Origin of the sequence: Dactylosporangium sucinum (assembly GCF_014647515.1) — a bacterium.
In the GTDB taxonomy this organism is placed as follows: domain Bacteria; phylum Actinomycetota; class Actinomycetes; order Mycobacteriales; family Micromonosporaceae; genus Dactylosporangium; species Dactylosporangium sucinum.
In genome coordinates this window covers 157,698-171,321 of sequence record NZ_BMPI01000003.1, presented here as the reverse complement: position 1 = coordinate 171,321, position 13,624 = coordinate 157,698, and the positions used below count along the sequence as shown (strand labels likewise).

11 protein-coding genes are annotated in these 13,624 nt (G+C 71.4%); 2 read left to right on the top strand and 9 right to left on the bottom strand.

The features are described from left to right. Nucleotides 1-152: 152 nt before the first annotated feature. The 8 genes from IEZ31_RS03485 to IEZ31_RS03450 all read right to left on the bottom strand — a co-directional run bounded on the left by IEZ31_RS03485 (nucleotide 153) and on the right by IEZ31_RS03450 (nucleotide 8,416). Entirely contained in the window at nucleotides 153-1,172 is a 1,020-nt protein-coding gene (locus IEZ31_RS03485; protein ID WP_229834088.1) for an ABC transporter substrate-binding protein, read from the bottom strand. 135 nt (nucleotides 1,173-1,307) lie between these two features. Further along, nucleotides 1,308-2,066, bottom strand: coding sequence for an ABC transporter permease (locus tag IEZ31_RS03480; protein WP_190248229.1), 759 nt, complete (start codon nucleotides 2,064-2,066; stop codon nucleotides 1,308-1,310). Continuing rightward, nucleotides 2,063-2,821, bottom strand: a complete 759-nt coding sequence (locus IEZ31_RS03475; RefSeq protein ID WP_190248228.1) for an ABC transporter ATP-binding protein — start codon at nucleotides 2,819-2,821, stop codon at nucleotides 2,063-2,065. The genes IEZ31_RS03480 and IEZ31_RS03475 overlap by 4 nt, the downstream gene beginning before the upstream one ends. Next, the gene (locus tag IEZ31_RS03470; RefSeq protein ID WP_190248227.1) at nucleotides 2,818-3,678 is read right to left on the bottom strand and encodes an ABC transporter permease; all 861 of its coding nucleotides are present in this window, start codon (nucleotides 3,676-3,678) and stop codon (nucleotides 2,818-2,820) included. Before IEZ31_RS03470 ends, IEZ31_RS03475 begins: the two co-directional genes overlap by 4 nt. After that, on the bottom strand, nucleotides 3,675-4,676 hold the full coding sequence (locus IEZ31_RS03465) for a TIGR03842 family LLM class F420-dependent oxidoreductase (RefSeq protein WP_190248226.1): 1,002 nt from the start codon (nucleotides 4,674-4,676) through the stop codon (nucleotides 3,675-3,677). The genes IEZ31_RS03470 and IEZ31_RS03465 overlap by 4 nt, the downstream gene beginning before the upstream one ends. A 4-nt stretch (nucleotides 4,677-4,680) precedes the next feature. Next, nucleotides 4,681-6,165 carry a CoA-acylating methylmalonate-semialdehyde dehydrogenase gene (locus IEZ31_RS03460; protein ID WP_190248225.1) on the bottom strand — a complete coding sequence of 495 codons (1,485 nt, stop codon included), beginning with the start codon at nucleotides 6,163-6,165 and terminating at the stop codon, nucleotides 4,681-4,683. Nucleotides 6,166-6,176: 11 nt separating this feature from the next. Next, nucleotides 6,177-7,580 carry a dihydropyrimidinase gene (gene hydA, locus IEZ31_RS03455; RefSeq protein WP_190248224.1) on the bottom strand — a complete coding sequence of 468 codons (1,404 nt, stop codon included), beginning with the start codon at nucleotides 7,578-7,580 and terminating at the stop codon, nucleotides 6,177-6,179. After that, nucleotides 7,577-8,416 (bottom strand): nitrilase-related carbon-nitrogen hydrolase, encoded by an 840-nt coding sequence (locus IEZ31_RS03450; RefSeq protein WP_190248223.1) that lies wholly within the window; start codon nucleotides 8,414-8,416, stop codon nucleotides 7,577-7,579. Before IEZ31_RS03450 ends, hydA begins: the two co-directional genes overlap by 4 nt. Before the next feature lie 225 nt (nucleotides 8,417-8,641). Between IEZ31_RS03450 and IEZ31_RS03445 the strand changes: the two genes are divergently transcribed. Further along, nucleotides 8,642-10,033 (top strand): aminotransferase-like domain-containing protein, encoded by a 1,392-nt coding sequence (locus IEZ31_RS03445; RefSeq protein ID WP_229834086.1) that lies wholly within the window; start codon nucleotides 8,642-8,644, stop codon nucleotides 10,031-10,033. 429 nt (nucleotides 10,034-10,462) lie between these two features. On the opposite strand, the gene IEZ31_RS03440 is transcribed toward IEZ31_RS03445, so the two are convergent. After that, complete coding sequence (locus IEZ31_RS03440; RefSeq protein ID WP_190248222.1) at nucleotides 10,463-11,575, bottom strand: acetate/propionate family kinase; 1,113 nt, start codon at nucleotides 11,573-11,575, stop codon at nucleotides 10,463-10,465. 18 nt (nucleotides 11,576-11,593) lie between these two features. On the opposite strand from IEZ31_RS03440, the gene pta reads away from it, so the two are divergent. Beyond that, the gene (pta, locus tag IEZ31_RS03435) at nucleotides 11,594-13,624 is read left to right on the top strand and encodes a phosphate acetyltransferase (protein WP_190248221.1); all 2,031 of its coding nucleotides are present in this window, start codon (nucleotides 11,594-11,596) and stop codon (nucleotides 13,622-13,624) included.

Sequence of the window (13,624 nt, the reverse complement as noted above, 5' to 3'; positions counted from 1 at the left end):
AAGCACGGCGCGGAAGCACGGCGCGGAAGCACGGCGCGGAAGCACGGCGCGGAAGCACGGCGCGGAAGCACGGCGCGAGGGAGGGGCGGAGGCGCGGCGCGAGGGAGGGGCCGGCCGGCCGTGAGGGACGGCCGGCCCCGTGCCGTCGAAGGTCAGGCGCCGCCGGCGGTCAGGGTCACCGTCTTCGGAGAGAAGGACGAGCCCGTCACGTCGATGCCGGCCGCCTTGGCCGCGTCGAGAGCCGTCTGCATGTAGTCGTTGGTGTACGCCTGGCCCTCGGGCTTCTTCTTGAGGACCGTGTCGCCGACCTGGTTCTTCGTGGTCATCGAGATGTCGACCGTCTGGTTCCAGTCCTTCTCGTCGACCAGGCCGATGCCCTTCGACGAGGGCCAGATGAGCTTGTTCACCTCGTTCATCTGCCACAGCTGGTGGCTCTTGCCGAGCTTCGAGCCCTTCGCCACCACCAGGTCACGGCACTCCTCCGCGTTGTCGCGGCAGTAGGCCCAGCCCTTGATCGTGGCCGTCAGGAACTTGACCGTCTGGTCCTGGTAGGCCTTGTCCGACAGCTTGGCCGTGTTCGCCCACACCGCGTCCTGGAGCATCGACGAACCGACCGTCTTCCAGTCGATGATCGAGAAGTCCTCGGGCTTGTACAGCTGGCCCGTCGCCGGGTTCGTCGCCTCGAGCAGCTGCGCGTACTCGTTGTACGACATGGCCTGCGCCACGTCGATCTCCTTCTTCAGCAGCGCCTGCATGTCGAACTGCTGCTGGACCAGGGTCACGTCCTTGCCCGGGTCGAGGCCGGCCTTCGTCATGCCGGCGAAGAGCTCGAACTCGTTGCCGAAGCCCCAGTTGCCGACCTTCTTGCCCTTGAAGTCGGCCGGGGACTTGATGTTGCTGCTGGCGAACGCGACCTGGTAGGTGCCGGAGCGGGCGAAGATCTGCCCGACGTCGGTGATGCCGGCGCCCTGCTCGCGGGAGGCGAGTGCCTTCGGCACCCAGGCCACGGCGTAGTCGGCCTTGCCCTGCGCGAGGACGGTCTGCGGCACGATGTCGACGCCGCCCTCCAGCAGCTGGACGTCGAGGCCCTGCTCCTTGTAGAAGCCCTTGTCGACGGCGGCGATGTAGCCGGCGAACTGGGCCTGGAAGAACCACTGCAGCTGCAGCTTCACGGTGCTGAGACCGCCGGCGGCAGTCGGGGACGTCGACGGTGTGTCAGCGGTGCCGCAGCCTGCCAGTACAAATGCCGCAACAGCGACGCTGATGAGGGACCTGCTTCTCATTGGGGGGTACCTCCGCAAAAGACGCTACGAACGTGCCTTCCAGGGCATTGCGAGCCGCTCCAGCAGGAGCGTGGTGAGGTAGAAGACGAGCCCGAGGGCGCAGGCGCCGACGACGAAGGCCCATGCCCGGGGGTATGCGGTGAACGCGGCGGCGGAGGTGATCCGCGCCCCGAGCCCGTCCTGCAGGCCGCCGAAGTACTCCGCGACGACCGCAGCAATGACCGCCAGCGACGACGCCTGTCGCAGGCCGGTGAACACGTAGGGCAGCGCGCCGGGCAGCCGGACCAGGCGGGCGAAGGTCCAGCCGCTCGCGGCGTAGCTGTCCATGAGCTCGCGGTGGGTCGGGTCGACCTCCCGCAGGCCCCGCAGCGTGTTGATGAAGACCGGGAAGAACGCGATGATCCCGGCGACCAGCCGGCGGGGCACGCTGCTGGTCGACTCGAACATGTTGTTGAGGATCGGGGCGAGCGCGATGATCGGCAGCGCGTTCAGCACGGCCGCGAACGGCACCGAGACGTCACCGATCCAGCGCACGCGGGAAGCGAACATCGCCGCGAGCACCGCGACCACGGACCCGCCGATGAGCCCCACGAGCGCGTTGGCGCCGCTCGCCAGGGCCGCGTCGAAGACGTTGGAGCGCTGCTCGACGAGCTGCTCCCAGATCGCCGAGGGCGCCGGCAGGATGAACGGCGCGACCCGGCCGAGCTTGACGGTGAGCTCCCAGCCGGCGAGCGCCACGACGCCCACGAGGACTGGCGGCAGGACCGAGCGCACGAGTCTCATGCCCGCAGCGCCTTCCGGACCGTCGTGACCGCGTCGAAGAACGTCGTGGACTGCCGGGCCGCCTCGTCGCGCGATGGCAGGTCGATGTCGATCGACGCGGTGATCCGCCCGGGCCGGGCCGACATGACCACGACCTTGTCGGACAGGAACACGGCCTCGGAGATCGAGTGTGTGACGAAGACCGTCGACGTGCCGGTCTTGGCGCAGATCTGCAGGAGCTCGGTCTGCAGCCGTTCCCGCGTCATCTCGTCGAGGGCGCCGAAGGGCTCATCCATGAGCAGGAGGGGTGGATGTACCGCCAACGCCCGGGCGATCGCCACGCGCTGCTGCATGCCACCGGACAGCTGGGCCGGGTAGTGGCCGCCGAAGTCGGACAGCCCGACGAGCGCGAGCATCTCCTCGGCCCGGGCCCGCCGCTCGGCCCTGGGCACCTTGCGCAGCTCCAGCGGCAGCTCCACGTTGCGCCGCACCGTGCGCCACTCGAAGAGCCCGGCCTGCTGGAACGCGATCCCGTACTCCTGGTCGCGCCGGGCCTTCGCCGCCGGCTTCCCGGCGACGGTGACCGTGCCGGCCGTCGGCGCGATGAGGTCCGCGACGAGGCGCAGGAGCGTGGACTTGCCGCAGCCGGACGGCCCGATGAGGGACACGAACTGTCCACTGTCGACGGTCAGGTCGACGTCGGACAGGGCGGCGACCTCGTCGGGGCGACCAGCGTTGAACACCTTGCTGACGCCGGTGATCTCCACGGCCGTCATATCACGTTCACCTCGACTCGACGACGATGACGCATGAGGGGAAGCTCGAGCAGGCTCACGAACGCGGCGACGGCCAGGCCGAGCAGCGCGGCGCCGAGCATGGCGGTGTAGACCTTGGCCGGGTCGCTGGTGGCCTCCCGGCTGTACTCGATGACGAGCCGGCCGATGCCGCCGCGGGTGCCGGTCGAGATCTCCCCGACGACGGCGCCGACGACCGCGGCCGCCCCGGCCAGGCGCAGCGCGGGGAACAGGAACGGCAGCGCGGACGGCAGCCGGAGCTTGACGAACGTGCGCCACCAGCCGGCGGCGTAGCTGCGCATGAGCTCGACGCCGCTCGCCGACGGCGACTGCAGGCCGCGCAGGAGCCCGACGGCGACGGGGAAGAAGGCGAGGTACGCGGCGATGGTGGAGACGGTCATCCAGTCCTGCCACGGGTAGGGGCCGAACGACAGCGCCCCGCTCCAGCCGGCCACGAGCGGCGCGAGCGCGACGAGCGGCACGGTCTGCGAGAGCACCACGTAGGGCAGCAGGCCCCGCTCGACGACCCGGAAGCGCTGCATGAGCGCGGCAAGGACGAAGCCGACGAGCGCGCCGGCGGCGAACCCGGCGGCGGTGATGCCGAGGGTGAACAGGCAGGCGTCGAGCACGACGTGCCAGACCGGACGGCCGCCGGTGAGCTCGGGCCGGCCGAGGCGCCGCGCCACGTCGAGCAGGTGCGGCATCGACAGGTCGTCGGCGCGGGGCAGGATCCGGACCCCGAGGACCACGGTGCCCTCGGGGTTCCCGACCGCCTTGTACCCCTCCCAGAGGAGTACGAAGGCGGCGAGACCCGCGAGGGCAGCGATGGCTCTCCTCATCTGACGACCGGGATGACTGACTCGCCGTAGGCGGCGAGCGTGGACTCCTTCGCGTCGTGCTGCAGGTACAGGGCGAACTGGTCCACGCCGAGGTCCTTGAGCTCGGCGAGGCGCTCGAGGTGGTGCTCGACCGGCCCGAGGATGCAGAACCGGTCGACGACCTCGTCGGGGACGAAGTCGGTGTGCGGGTTGCCGGCGCGGCCGTGCTCGGCGTAGTCGTAACCCTTGCGGCCCTTGATGTAGTCGGTCAGGACCGTGGGCACCGTGCCGTCGGCGCCGTAGCGCTCGACGATGTCGGCGACGTGGTTGCCGACCATGCCGCCGAACCAGCGGGTCTGGTCCCGCTGGTGGGCGAGCGTCTCCGGGGGACCCACGTAGGCCGGCGCGGCCACGCAGAACTTGATGGTGTCGGGGTCGCGGCCCGCCTTGGCGGCCGCGTCCCGGACCGCCTTGATCATCCAGGCGGCGATGTCGGGGTCGGCGAGCTGCAGGATGTAGCCGTCGCCGACCTCGCCGGTGAGGGCCAGGGCCTTCGGCCCGTAGGCGGCGACCCAGACCTCCAGCCGGCTGTCCGGCGCCCACGCGAACTGCAGGTCGCGGTCGCGCAGGTGCACCGGGCGGCCGTTGCCCAGCTCCCGGATGACCTGCACGCACTCGCGCAGCTCGGCCAGGGTGGTCGGGCGGGAGCCGAGGACCCGCACCGCCGAGTCGCCGCGGCCGATGCCGCAGATCGTGCGGTTGCCGTACATCTCGTTGAGCGTGGCGAACAGGGACGCCGTCACCGTCCAGTCCCGGGTGCCCGGGTTGGTGACCATCGGTCCGACGATCACCCGCTCGGTGTCGGCCAGGATCTTGCTGTAGATGACGAACGGCTCCTGCCACAGCACGTGCGAGTCGAACGTCCACACGTGGCTGAACCCGGCCGCCTCGGCCTGCTTGGCCAGCTCGACCACGCCCATCGCGGGCGGGTCGCACTGCAGCACCACGCCTACGTCCATGCCGTCACCGCACCTTCGGGAATCCCAGGTCGACCTGCGAGGTGGCCGGGTCGGGCCAGCGCGAGGTGACGACCTTGCTGCGCGTGTAGAACTGGATGCCTTCGGGGCCGTACATGTGCAGGTCGCCGAAGAGCGAGGACTTCCAGCCGCCGAAGCTGTAGTAGGCGACCGGGACGGGGATCGGGACGTTGACCCCGACCATGCCGCAGACCACGTCGTACTGGAAGCGGCGGGCCGCGCCCCCGTCGCGGGTGAAGATGGCGGTGCCGTTGCCGAACTCGTTGTCGTTGACGAGCTGCACGGCGTCGTCGTACGTCTCCGCCCGTACCACTGAAAGCACCGGCCCGAAGATCTCGTCCTTGTACAGGGGCGAGTCGGTGCTCACCTTGTCGACGAGGGAGGCGCCCAGGAAGAAGCCGGGCCCGCTGCTGACCGGCGCGTCGCGGCCGTCGACGACGACCTCGGCGGTGCCGGGGTCGGCGAGGTAGCCGGCCACCCGGTCGCGGTGCTCGCGGCTGATGAGCGGGCCCATCTCGGCCGCCGGGTCGGAGGCCGGGCCGACCGCGATGCGGCCGATCCGCTCGCTGATCGCCGCCACGAGCGGGTCGGCGATCGTGCCCACGGCGACGACGACGGAGACGGCCATGCACCGCTCCCCCGCCGAGCCGTAGCCGGCCGACACGGCCGCGTCGGCGGCCGCCTCGACGTCGGCGTCGGGCAGCACCACCATGTGGTTCTTGGCGCCGCCGAGGGCCTGGACGCGCTTGCCGGCGCGGGTGCCGGCCTCGTAGACGTGCCGGGCGATCGGGGTCGAGCCGACGAAGCTCAGCGCCTGCACGTCGGGGTGCTCGATGAGCGTGTCGACGGCCTCCCGGTCGCCCTGCACGACGTTGAACGCGCCGTCGGGCAGGCCGGCCTGGCGCAGCAGGTCGGCGAGCAGCAGCGAGACGGACGGGTCCTTCTCGCTGGGCTTGAGCACGAACGTGTTGCCGCACACCAGCGCGTTGCAGAACATCCACATCGGCACCATGGCCGGGAAGTTGAACGGGGTGATGCCGGCGACGACGCCCAGCGGCTGGCGGATCGAGTACACGTCGACGCCGGTGGACGCCTGCTCGCTGTACCCGCCCTTGAGCAGGTGCGGCGCCCCGGTGGCGAACTCGATGTTCTCCAGGCCGCGGGCCAGCTCACCGCCGGCGTCGGCGACGGTCTTGCCGTGCTCCTGGCTGACGAGGGTGGCGATCTCCTTGCGGTTGGCGTCGACGAGCTCGCGGAACCGGAACATCACCTCGGCCCGGCGCGACAGCGACGCCGCCCGCCACTCGGGGAAGGTGGCCAGCGCACTGGCCACCGCCCGCTCGGTCTCGGCCTTCGTCGCGGCGACGACGTAGGCCTGCTGCTCGCCGGTGGCCGGGTCCCACACGGGCAGCTGCCTGCCGCTCGTGCCGGACACGGCCTGGCCGTCGAGCCAGTGCTTGATCTCTCGCATGTCTGCTTGCCTCAGATCAGGTAGTCGGAGAGTCCGCGGCGGACGAACTGCCCGTGGCCGGCGCGCCCGTGGTACTGGTCGCCGGAGACGATGACCGTGCCGCGGGAGATGACGGTGTCGACCTTGCCGTCGATCTCGTAGCCCTCCCAGGCGGAGTGGTCCATGTTCATGTGGTGCGTCTCGACGCTGATCCGGGTGCGGGCGGACGGGTCGTAGAGCACGATGTCGGCGTCGGAGCCGGGCGCGATGATGCCCTTGCGCGGGAACAGGCCGAACATCCGGGCCGGCGTGGTCGCGATCGTCTCGACCCAGCGGGCGAGCGAGAGCTTGCCGTCGACGACCCCTTGGTAGAGCAGGTCGACGCGGTGCTCGACGCCGCCGATCCCGTTGGGGATCTTCGAGAAGTCGCCGAGGCCGAGCTCCTTCTGGTCCTTGAAGCAGAAGGGGCAGTGGTCGGTCGACACCACCGACAGGTCGTTGCTGCGCAGTCCCCGCCACAGGTCGGCGCGGTGTGACTCGTGCTTGCTGCGCAGCGGGGTGGAGCAGACCCACTTGGCGCCCTCGAAGCCGGGCGCGCCGAGCTGGTCCTCGAGCGTGAGGTACAGGTACTGCGGGCAGGTCTCGGCGAACACGTTGCGCCCGAGGTCGCGGGCGGCGGCGACCTGCTCCAGGGCCTTGCTCGCGGACAGGTGGACGATGTAGAGCGGGCAGTCGGCGGCGACGCTGGCCAGCCAGATCGCGCGGCTGGTCGCCTCGGCCTCCAGCGCCTCGGGCCGGGTGATGCCGTGGTGGATCGGGTCGGTCTCGCCGCGCTCCAGGGCCTGCTTGACGAGCACGTCGATGGCGGGGCCGTTCTCGGCGTGCATCATGATCATGGCGCCGTTGTCCCGCGCCTTCTGCATCGCGCGCAGGATCTGGCCGTCGTCGCTGTAGAAGACCCCGGGGTACGCCATGAACAGCTTGAAGCTGGTGATCCCCTCGTCCGTCACGAGCTGGTCCATCGCCTTGAGCGACTCGTCGTCGACGCCGCCGAGGATCTGGTGGAACGCGTAGTCGATGTGGCAGTTGCCGGCGGCCTTGGCGTGCCAGGCGGCGAGGCCGTCCTGGACCACCTCGCCGGTGCGCTGCACCGCGAAGTCGATGATGGTCGTGGTGCCGCCGAACGCGGCGGCCTTGGTGCCCGTGTCGAAGGTGTCGCTCGCGAAGGTACCGCCGAACGGCAGCTCCATGTGCGTGTGCGCGTCGACGCCGCCGGGGATGACGTACTTCCCGGTCGCGTCGATGACCTCGAAGTCGCCCTCGGTCGGGCCCTGTCCCGGCGCGAACACGGCCGAGACCTGCTCCCCGACGATGAGCACGTCGCCCGGGATGGCCCCGGTGGGACCGACGACGATCCCTCCCTTGATCAGGATCACGGCTGCACCAGCTCCCCGTAGGCGTCGGGGCGGCGGTCGCGGTAGAACGCCCAGCGGTCGCGGACCTCGGCCAGCAGGTCCAGGTCGAGGTCGCGGACGATCAGCTCCGGGTTGTGCGCGTCGCCGACCTCGCCGACGAACTTGCCCTCCGGGTCGACGAAGTACGAGGTGCCGTAGAAGTCGTTGTCGCCGAGGTCCTCGATGCCGGTGCGGTTGATCGCGCCGATGAAGTACTCGTTGGCGACGGCGCTCGCCGGCTGTTCGAGCTTCCAGAGGTACGCCGAGAGGCCGCGGCTCGTCGCCGAGGGGTTGAAGACGATCTGCGCGCCGTTGAGGCCCAGGGCCCGCCAGCCCTCGGGGAAGTGCCGGTCGTAGCAGATGTAGACGCCGACCTTGCCCACGGCGGTGTCGAAGACGGGATAGCCGAGGTTGCCGGGGCGGAAGTAGAACTTCTCCCAGAAGCCCTTCACCTGCGGGATGTGGTTTTTGCGGTACTTGCCGAGGTAACGCCCGTCGGCGTCGACCACGGCGGCGGTGTTGTACAGGACGCCCGGCTGCTCCTGCTCGTACATCGGCAGGACCATGACCATGCCCAGCTCGGCGGCGAGGGCCTGGAAGCGTTCGGTGGTGGGCCCGGGGATGGACTCGGCATACTCGTAGTACGCCTTGTCCTGGACCTGGCAGAAGTAGGGGCCGTAGAACAGCTCCTGGAAACAGATCACCTTGGCGCCCTGGGCGGCGGCCTGACGGGCGTAGTCCTCGTGTGCCTTGATCATCGACTCCTTGTCGCCCGTCCAGCTGGTCTGGACGATGGCGGCCCGGATGACGGCTGTCATGGCTGCCCCTCTCTGGTCAGTCCACTGTGTCCGGCGTGCGGGTATACCGGCGGTTGACCTTGTCTCGGGTCGGATGCCGTAGGACACTAACGACACAAATCTAGGCGGACAATGGTCCAAGCGTTACAGAATGTTTCGGAGATGTAATTTGCTCGCGCCAACTTCTCTGGGCGGGTCGAGGCCTACGGCTCTTGACCTGATCGACTTGCGGATCGGTCGGGGCCTGTGGCTCTCGACCTGATTGCCGGGGCCATCGACGACCGCACCGCCCGGGGCATCGCCGCGGCCGTCGGCCGGCTGGTCACGGCCGGCACGCTGCCCGCCGGGACCCGCCTGCCGACCGTTCGGGACGTCGCCAAGGAGCTGGGGATCAGCCCGACGACGGTGAGCGAGGCGTGGCGCAGCCTGGCCCGGGCCGGGGCGATCCAGACCCGCGGCCGCTCGGGCACGTTCGTGTCCGGCCCGTCGGTACCCCGGCAGCGGCTGCGGTATGCGCAGCTCGGCGGCCGGGTGAGCGAGCTCGGCGGCGGGCTGGTCCGCGACTACTCCACCGGCGTGCCCGACTACGACCTGCTGCCCAGCCTCAGCGAGGCGCTGCGGCGCATCGGCGACGCCCGCCTGACCACCAGCTACCTCGACGGCGCCGTGCTGCCCCGGCTGGAGGCGGTCCTGCGGGCGCGCTGGCCGTTCCTGCCGGAGCAGCTCACCGTCGTCGACGGCGCCCTCGACGCGCTCGACCGGATCACCGGCGTGGTCGTCCGCTTCGGCGACCACGTCCTGGTCGAGGACCCGGCCTTCCCGCCGGTGCTCGACCTGCTGGAGACGGTCGGCGCCACGGTCGTCGGGGTGCCGATCGACGAGCACGGCCTGCGCCCGGAGGCCCTCGCGGCGGCGCTACGCTCGGTCGACCCGGTCGCCGTGTACCTGCAGCCGCGCGCCCACAACCCGACCGGCGCGAGCATGACCCAGGCCCGGGCCGACAAGCTGGCCCGCGTGCTGGCCAAGCACCCGTCCGTCACGATCGTCGAGGACGACCACTCCGGCGGCATCGCGACCGCGGCGCCGGTCAGCCTCGGCCGCCGCCTGCCGGACCGCACGGTCCACGTGGTCAGCTTCTCCAAGAGCCACGGCCCCGACCTCCGCCTCGCCGCGATCGGCGGCCCGGCCGACGTGGTGACCGCGGTGACCGACCGCCGCCTGCTCGGCCCGGGCTGGTCCAGCCGCCTGCTGCAGGCCGTGCTCGTGGACCTGCTCACCGATCCGTCCACTGTGGAGCAGATCGCGCACGCCCGCGAGGAGTACGCCCGCCGCCGCACCGCCCTCCTCGACGCCCTCGACGCGCGGGGCGTGACCGCGACCGCGGGCGACGGGATCAACCTGTGGATGGCGGTGGCCAACCAGCAGGTGGCGATGCTGACCCTGGCCGCGCACGGCATCGCGGTCGCACCGGGCGCGCCGTTCGAGGTGAGCCACCTCGACAGCGACCACGTGCGGGTCACGGTGGGGCTGGTCCGCGAGGGCTTCGAGGAGCTGGCCGACGTGCTGGCCGAGGCGGCGGGCACCCCGCTGCGCGGCAGCGGCCCCCGCACGGCGACCCACCCCCGCGGCTGGCGCTGACCCACCCCCGCGGCCAGCCCCGCTCCCGGCCTCGCACCGCCCGTCCGCACCGCGCCGCCCGTCGGCACCGGCCCTCCGCACCGCGATCTTGGAGTTGTGGTCCCCAACTTATCGCGATTTTCCGACATATTGGGGACCACAACTCCAAGATCGCGGACGAGGAGCGAGCGAGTCCGCCACCGCACCCGTAGACGTTGGTCGATCTACCCTCACGAGGGCGCGAAGTTCTGAGGGTAGATCGACCAACGTCTACGAAGGTGCAGAGGACCGCGCGGGAGCGCCGCGGGAGAGCCCCGCGCGGGAAAGCGCCGCGCAGGAGGGGGCCGCGGGAGAGCCCCGCGCGGGAAAGCGCCGCGCAGAACAGGGCCGTGCAGAACAGGGCCGCGCGAGGGCGGCGCGCGAAGAGGCGGTCGTGCGTGTGGTTGAGGGTTAGGAGAGCAGCGTGGTGACCTGTTCGGCGATCGAGAGTTCCTCGTCCGTCGGGACCACACAGACCGCCACCGGGGCGCCCTCCGGAGAGATCAGGCGGGCCTCGCCCGACGGCGCCGCGTTGCGGGCCTCGTCCACCTCGATGCCCCAGCCGGACAGGCCGGCCAGCGACGCGGCGCGGACCGGGGCGGCGTGCTCGCCCACCCCCGCCGTGAACACGATCGCGTCCAAGCGGCCCAGGACGGCGTGGTAGGCGCCGACGTACTTGCGAATCCGATGACAGTATACGTCGAACGCCAGCACCGCCGCCTCGTCGCCGGCCTCCCGGCGCGACAGGACGGTGCGCATGTCGTTGACGCCGGCCAGGCCGAGCAGGCCGGACCTGCGCAGCAGGATCTCGTCGACCCCCGCGAAGTCCAAGCCCGCGACCCGGTGCAGGAAGCCGGGGATGGCCGGGTCGACGTCACCCGATCGGGTGCCCATGACGAGGCCCTCCAGCGGGGTCAGGCCCATCGAGGTCTCGACGCTGCGGCCGCCCGCGATCGCCGTGACGCTGGCGCCGTTGCCGAGGTGCAGGACGATCTGGTTCAGCTCCGTGACGTCCCGGCCCAGCAGGTCCGCGGTGCGGCCGGCGACGAAGGCGCACGAGGTACCGTGGAATCCGTATCGACGGATGCCGTGGCGGGCGGCCAGTTCGCGGTCCAGGGCGTAGGTGGCCGCCGCGGGCGGCAGCGTCGCGTGGAACGCGGTGTCGAAGACCGCCACGTGCGGCACGTCCGGCAGCGCGGCGCGGGCCGCCTCGATGCCGATGATCCCGCCCGGGTTGTGCAGCGGCGCGAGCGGCACCAGCGACCGCAGCTCGTCCAGCACGGCGTCGTCGACGAGCGTCGGCGCCCGGAAGCGCTCGCCGCCGTGCACCACGCGGTGGCCGACCGCCGTCACGCCGGCCCCGTCCACCCGTTCGAGCACCTGTGTCAGCGCGGCGGTGTGGTCGGGCACGCCGCCCGGCTCGCCGATCCGCTCGACGAGGCCGCGCTCGCCGCCCGAGGGGTCGGCGAGATCCACGACACGGTACTTCACCGAGGAGGAGCCGCTGTTGAGCACGAGGATCATGCCGTGCAGACTACTGCCGTGGCCCGAATCGTGTACCTCGTCGAGCAGGACCCCGCCAGCGGCAAGTCGGCGGTGGCCCTCGGCCTGGCCGAACTGCTGTCCCGCGCGGTGCCGCGGCTCGGCGTGTTCCGCCCCGTTGTCCCGGCGTTTCCCGACCCGTTGCTCACGCTGCTCCAGGAGCGCTACGGGATAATGAAGGAGCCGGCGGCGCTGTACGGGGTGACCGCCGCCGAGGCCGCCGCGGAGCTGGCCGCGGGGCACGGCGAGGAGCTCGTCGGGCTGGTCGTCGAGCGGTTCCGGGCGGTCGCGCCCGAGTTCGACGCCGTGGTGGTGATCGGCACCGACGCGGACGACGACCTGTCGTTCAACGCCCGGCTGGCCAACGAGTTCGGCGCGGTGGTGGTCCCGGTCGTCACCGCCCCGACACCGTCCGATGTGGACAATGCGGCCCGCCAGGCGTACCACGCGCTCGTCGACCTCGACGTCACCGTCGCCGCCGTCATCGTGAACAAGACGGCCGGCCCGGTGCCGCCGCCCGAGCTGCCGGTCCCCTGCTACACGATCCCGCACGTGGCGACGATCGGCGCGCCGACCGTGGCCGAGGTCGCCGACCAGCTCGGCGCCACGGTGATCACCGCCACCGAGGCGGCGCTCGGCCGCGACGTCCACGACTACGTCGTCGGTGCCGCGCAGGTGCCGGCCCTGCTGTCCCACCTCACCGAGAACGCGCTGCTCATCACCCCCGGCGACCGCGCCGACCTGCTGGTCGCGGCCGGGGCCGCGCACGCGTCGGGCCTGATGCCCCTGGCCGGGATCGTGCTGACGATCGGCATCGCGCCCGACCCGACCGCGCTGCGCCTCTTCGAGCGCCTCAACCCCGGCCTCGCGGTGCTGTCGGTGCCCGGCGCGAGCTACGAGACGATCGCCGCGTCGACGCGCGTCGAGCACCGGCTCGGCATGGCCAACCCGCGCAAGGTGGAGGCGGCGCTCGGCGCGTTCGAGTCCAATGTGGACGTCGCCGCGCTCGCCTCGGCGCTGGAGCTGACCCGGTCGTCGCGCGTGACGCCGCTGATGTTCGAGTACGACCTCATCGAGCGGGCCCGCGCCGACCGGCGGCGGCTGGTGCTGCCGGAGGGCACCGAGGACCGGATCCTGCGCGCGGCCGACATCCTGCTGCGCCGCGGCGTCGTCGACCTCACCCTGCTCGGCGCGCCCGACGCCGTCGCCGCGAAGGCCCGCGACCTCGGCGTCGACGTGTCCGGGGCGGCGGTCGTCGACCCGCTGACCTCGCCGCTGCGCGACGAGTTCGCCGTGGCGTACGCGCGGTTCCGTGCGCACAAGGGCGTCTCGTTCGACCTGGCCTGGGACGTCGTGGCCGACGTGTCGTACTTCGGCACGCTCATGGTGCAGCTCGGCCACGCCGACGGCATGGTCTCCGGCGCCACCCACACGACGGCGGCGACGATCCGGCCGGCGTTCGAGATCATCAAGACGGTGCCGGACGTGTCGGTCGCGTCGAGCGTGTTCTTCATGCTGCTGCCCGACCGGGTGCTCGTCTACGGCGACTGCGCGGTGAACCCCGACCCGACGGCCGAGCAGCTCGCCGACATCGCGCTGTCGTCGGCGGCGACCGCGGCCCGTTTCGGGGTGACCCCGCGGGTGGCGATGCTGTCGTACTCCACCGGCACCTCCGGGGCGGGCGCCGACGTCAACAAGGTGGCCACGGCGACCGAGCTGGTCCGCTCGCGCCGGCCCGACCTGCCGGTCGAGGGACCCATCCAGTACGACGCGGCGATCGACCCCGCCGTGGCCGCCACAAAGCTGCCGGACAGCCCGGTGGCGGGCCAGGCGACCGTCTTCGTCTTCCCCGACCTCAACACCGGCAACAACACCTACAAGGCGGTCCAGCGGTCGGCCGGCGCGGTGGCCGTCGGCCCGGTGATGCAGGGCCTGAACAAGCCGGTGAACGACCTGTCGCGGGGCGCGACCGTGAAGGACATCGTGAACACGGTCGCCATCACCGCGATCCAAGCGGGTTCGCACGGATAA

What these genes read in the sequence shown, in the direction of transcription:
- IEZ31_RS03480 (WP_190248229.1), bottom strand. Translation starts at nt 2,066, where the DNA reads ATGAGACTCGTGCGCTCGGTCCTGCCGCCAGTCCTCGTGGGCGTCGTG.
- IEZ31_RS03450 (WP_190248223.1), bottom strand. Translation starts at nt 8,416, where the DNA reads ATGACAGCCGTCATCCGGGCCGCCATCGTCCAGACCAGCTGGACGGGC.
- IEZ31_RS03470 (WP_190248227.1), bottom strand. Translation starts at nt 3,678, where the DNA reads ATGAGGAGAGCCATCGCTGCCCTCGCGGGTCTCGCCGCCTTCGTACTC.
- IEZ31_RS03440 (WP_190248222.1), bottom strand. Translation starts at nt 11,575, where the DNA reads ATGATCCTCGTGCTCAACAGCGGCTCCTCCTCGGTGAAGTACCGTGTC.
- IEZ31_RS03465 (WP_190248226.1), bottom strand. Translation starts at nt 4,676, where the DNA reads ATGGACGTAGGCGTGGTGCTGCAGTGCGACCCGCCCGCGATGGGCGTG.
- IEZ31_RS03460 (WP_190248225.1), bottom strand. Translation starts at nt 6,165, where the DNA reads ATGCGAGAGATCAAGCACTGGCTCGACGGCCAGGCCGTGTCCGGCACG.
- IEZ31_RS03475 (WP_190248228.1), bottom strand. Translation starts at nt 2,821, where the DNA reads ATGACGGCCGTGGAGATCACCGGCGTCAGCAAGGTGTTCAACGCTGGT.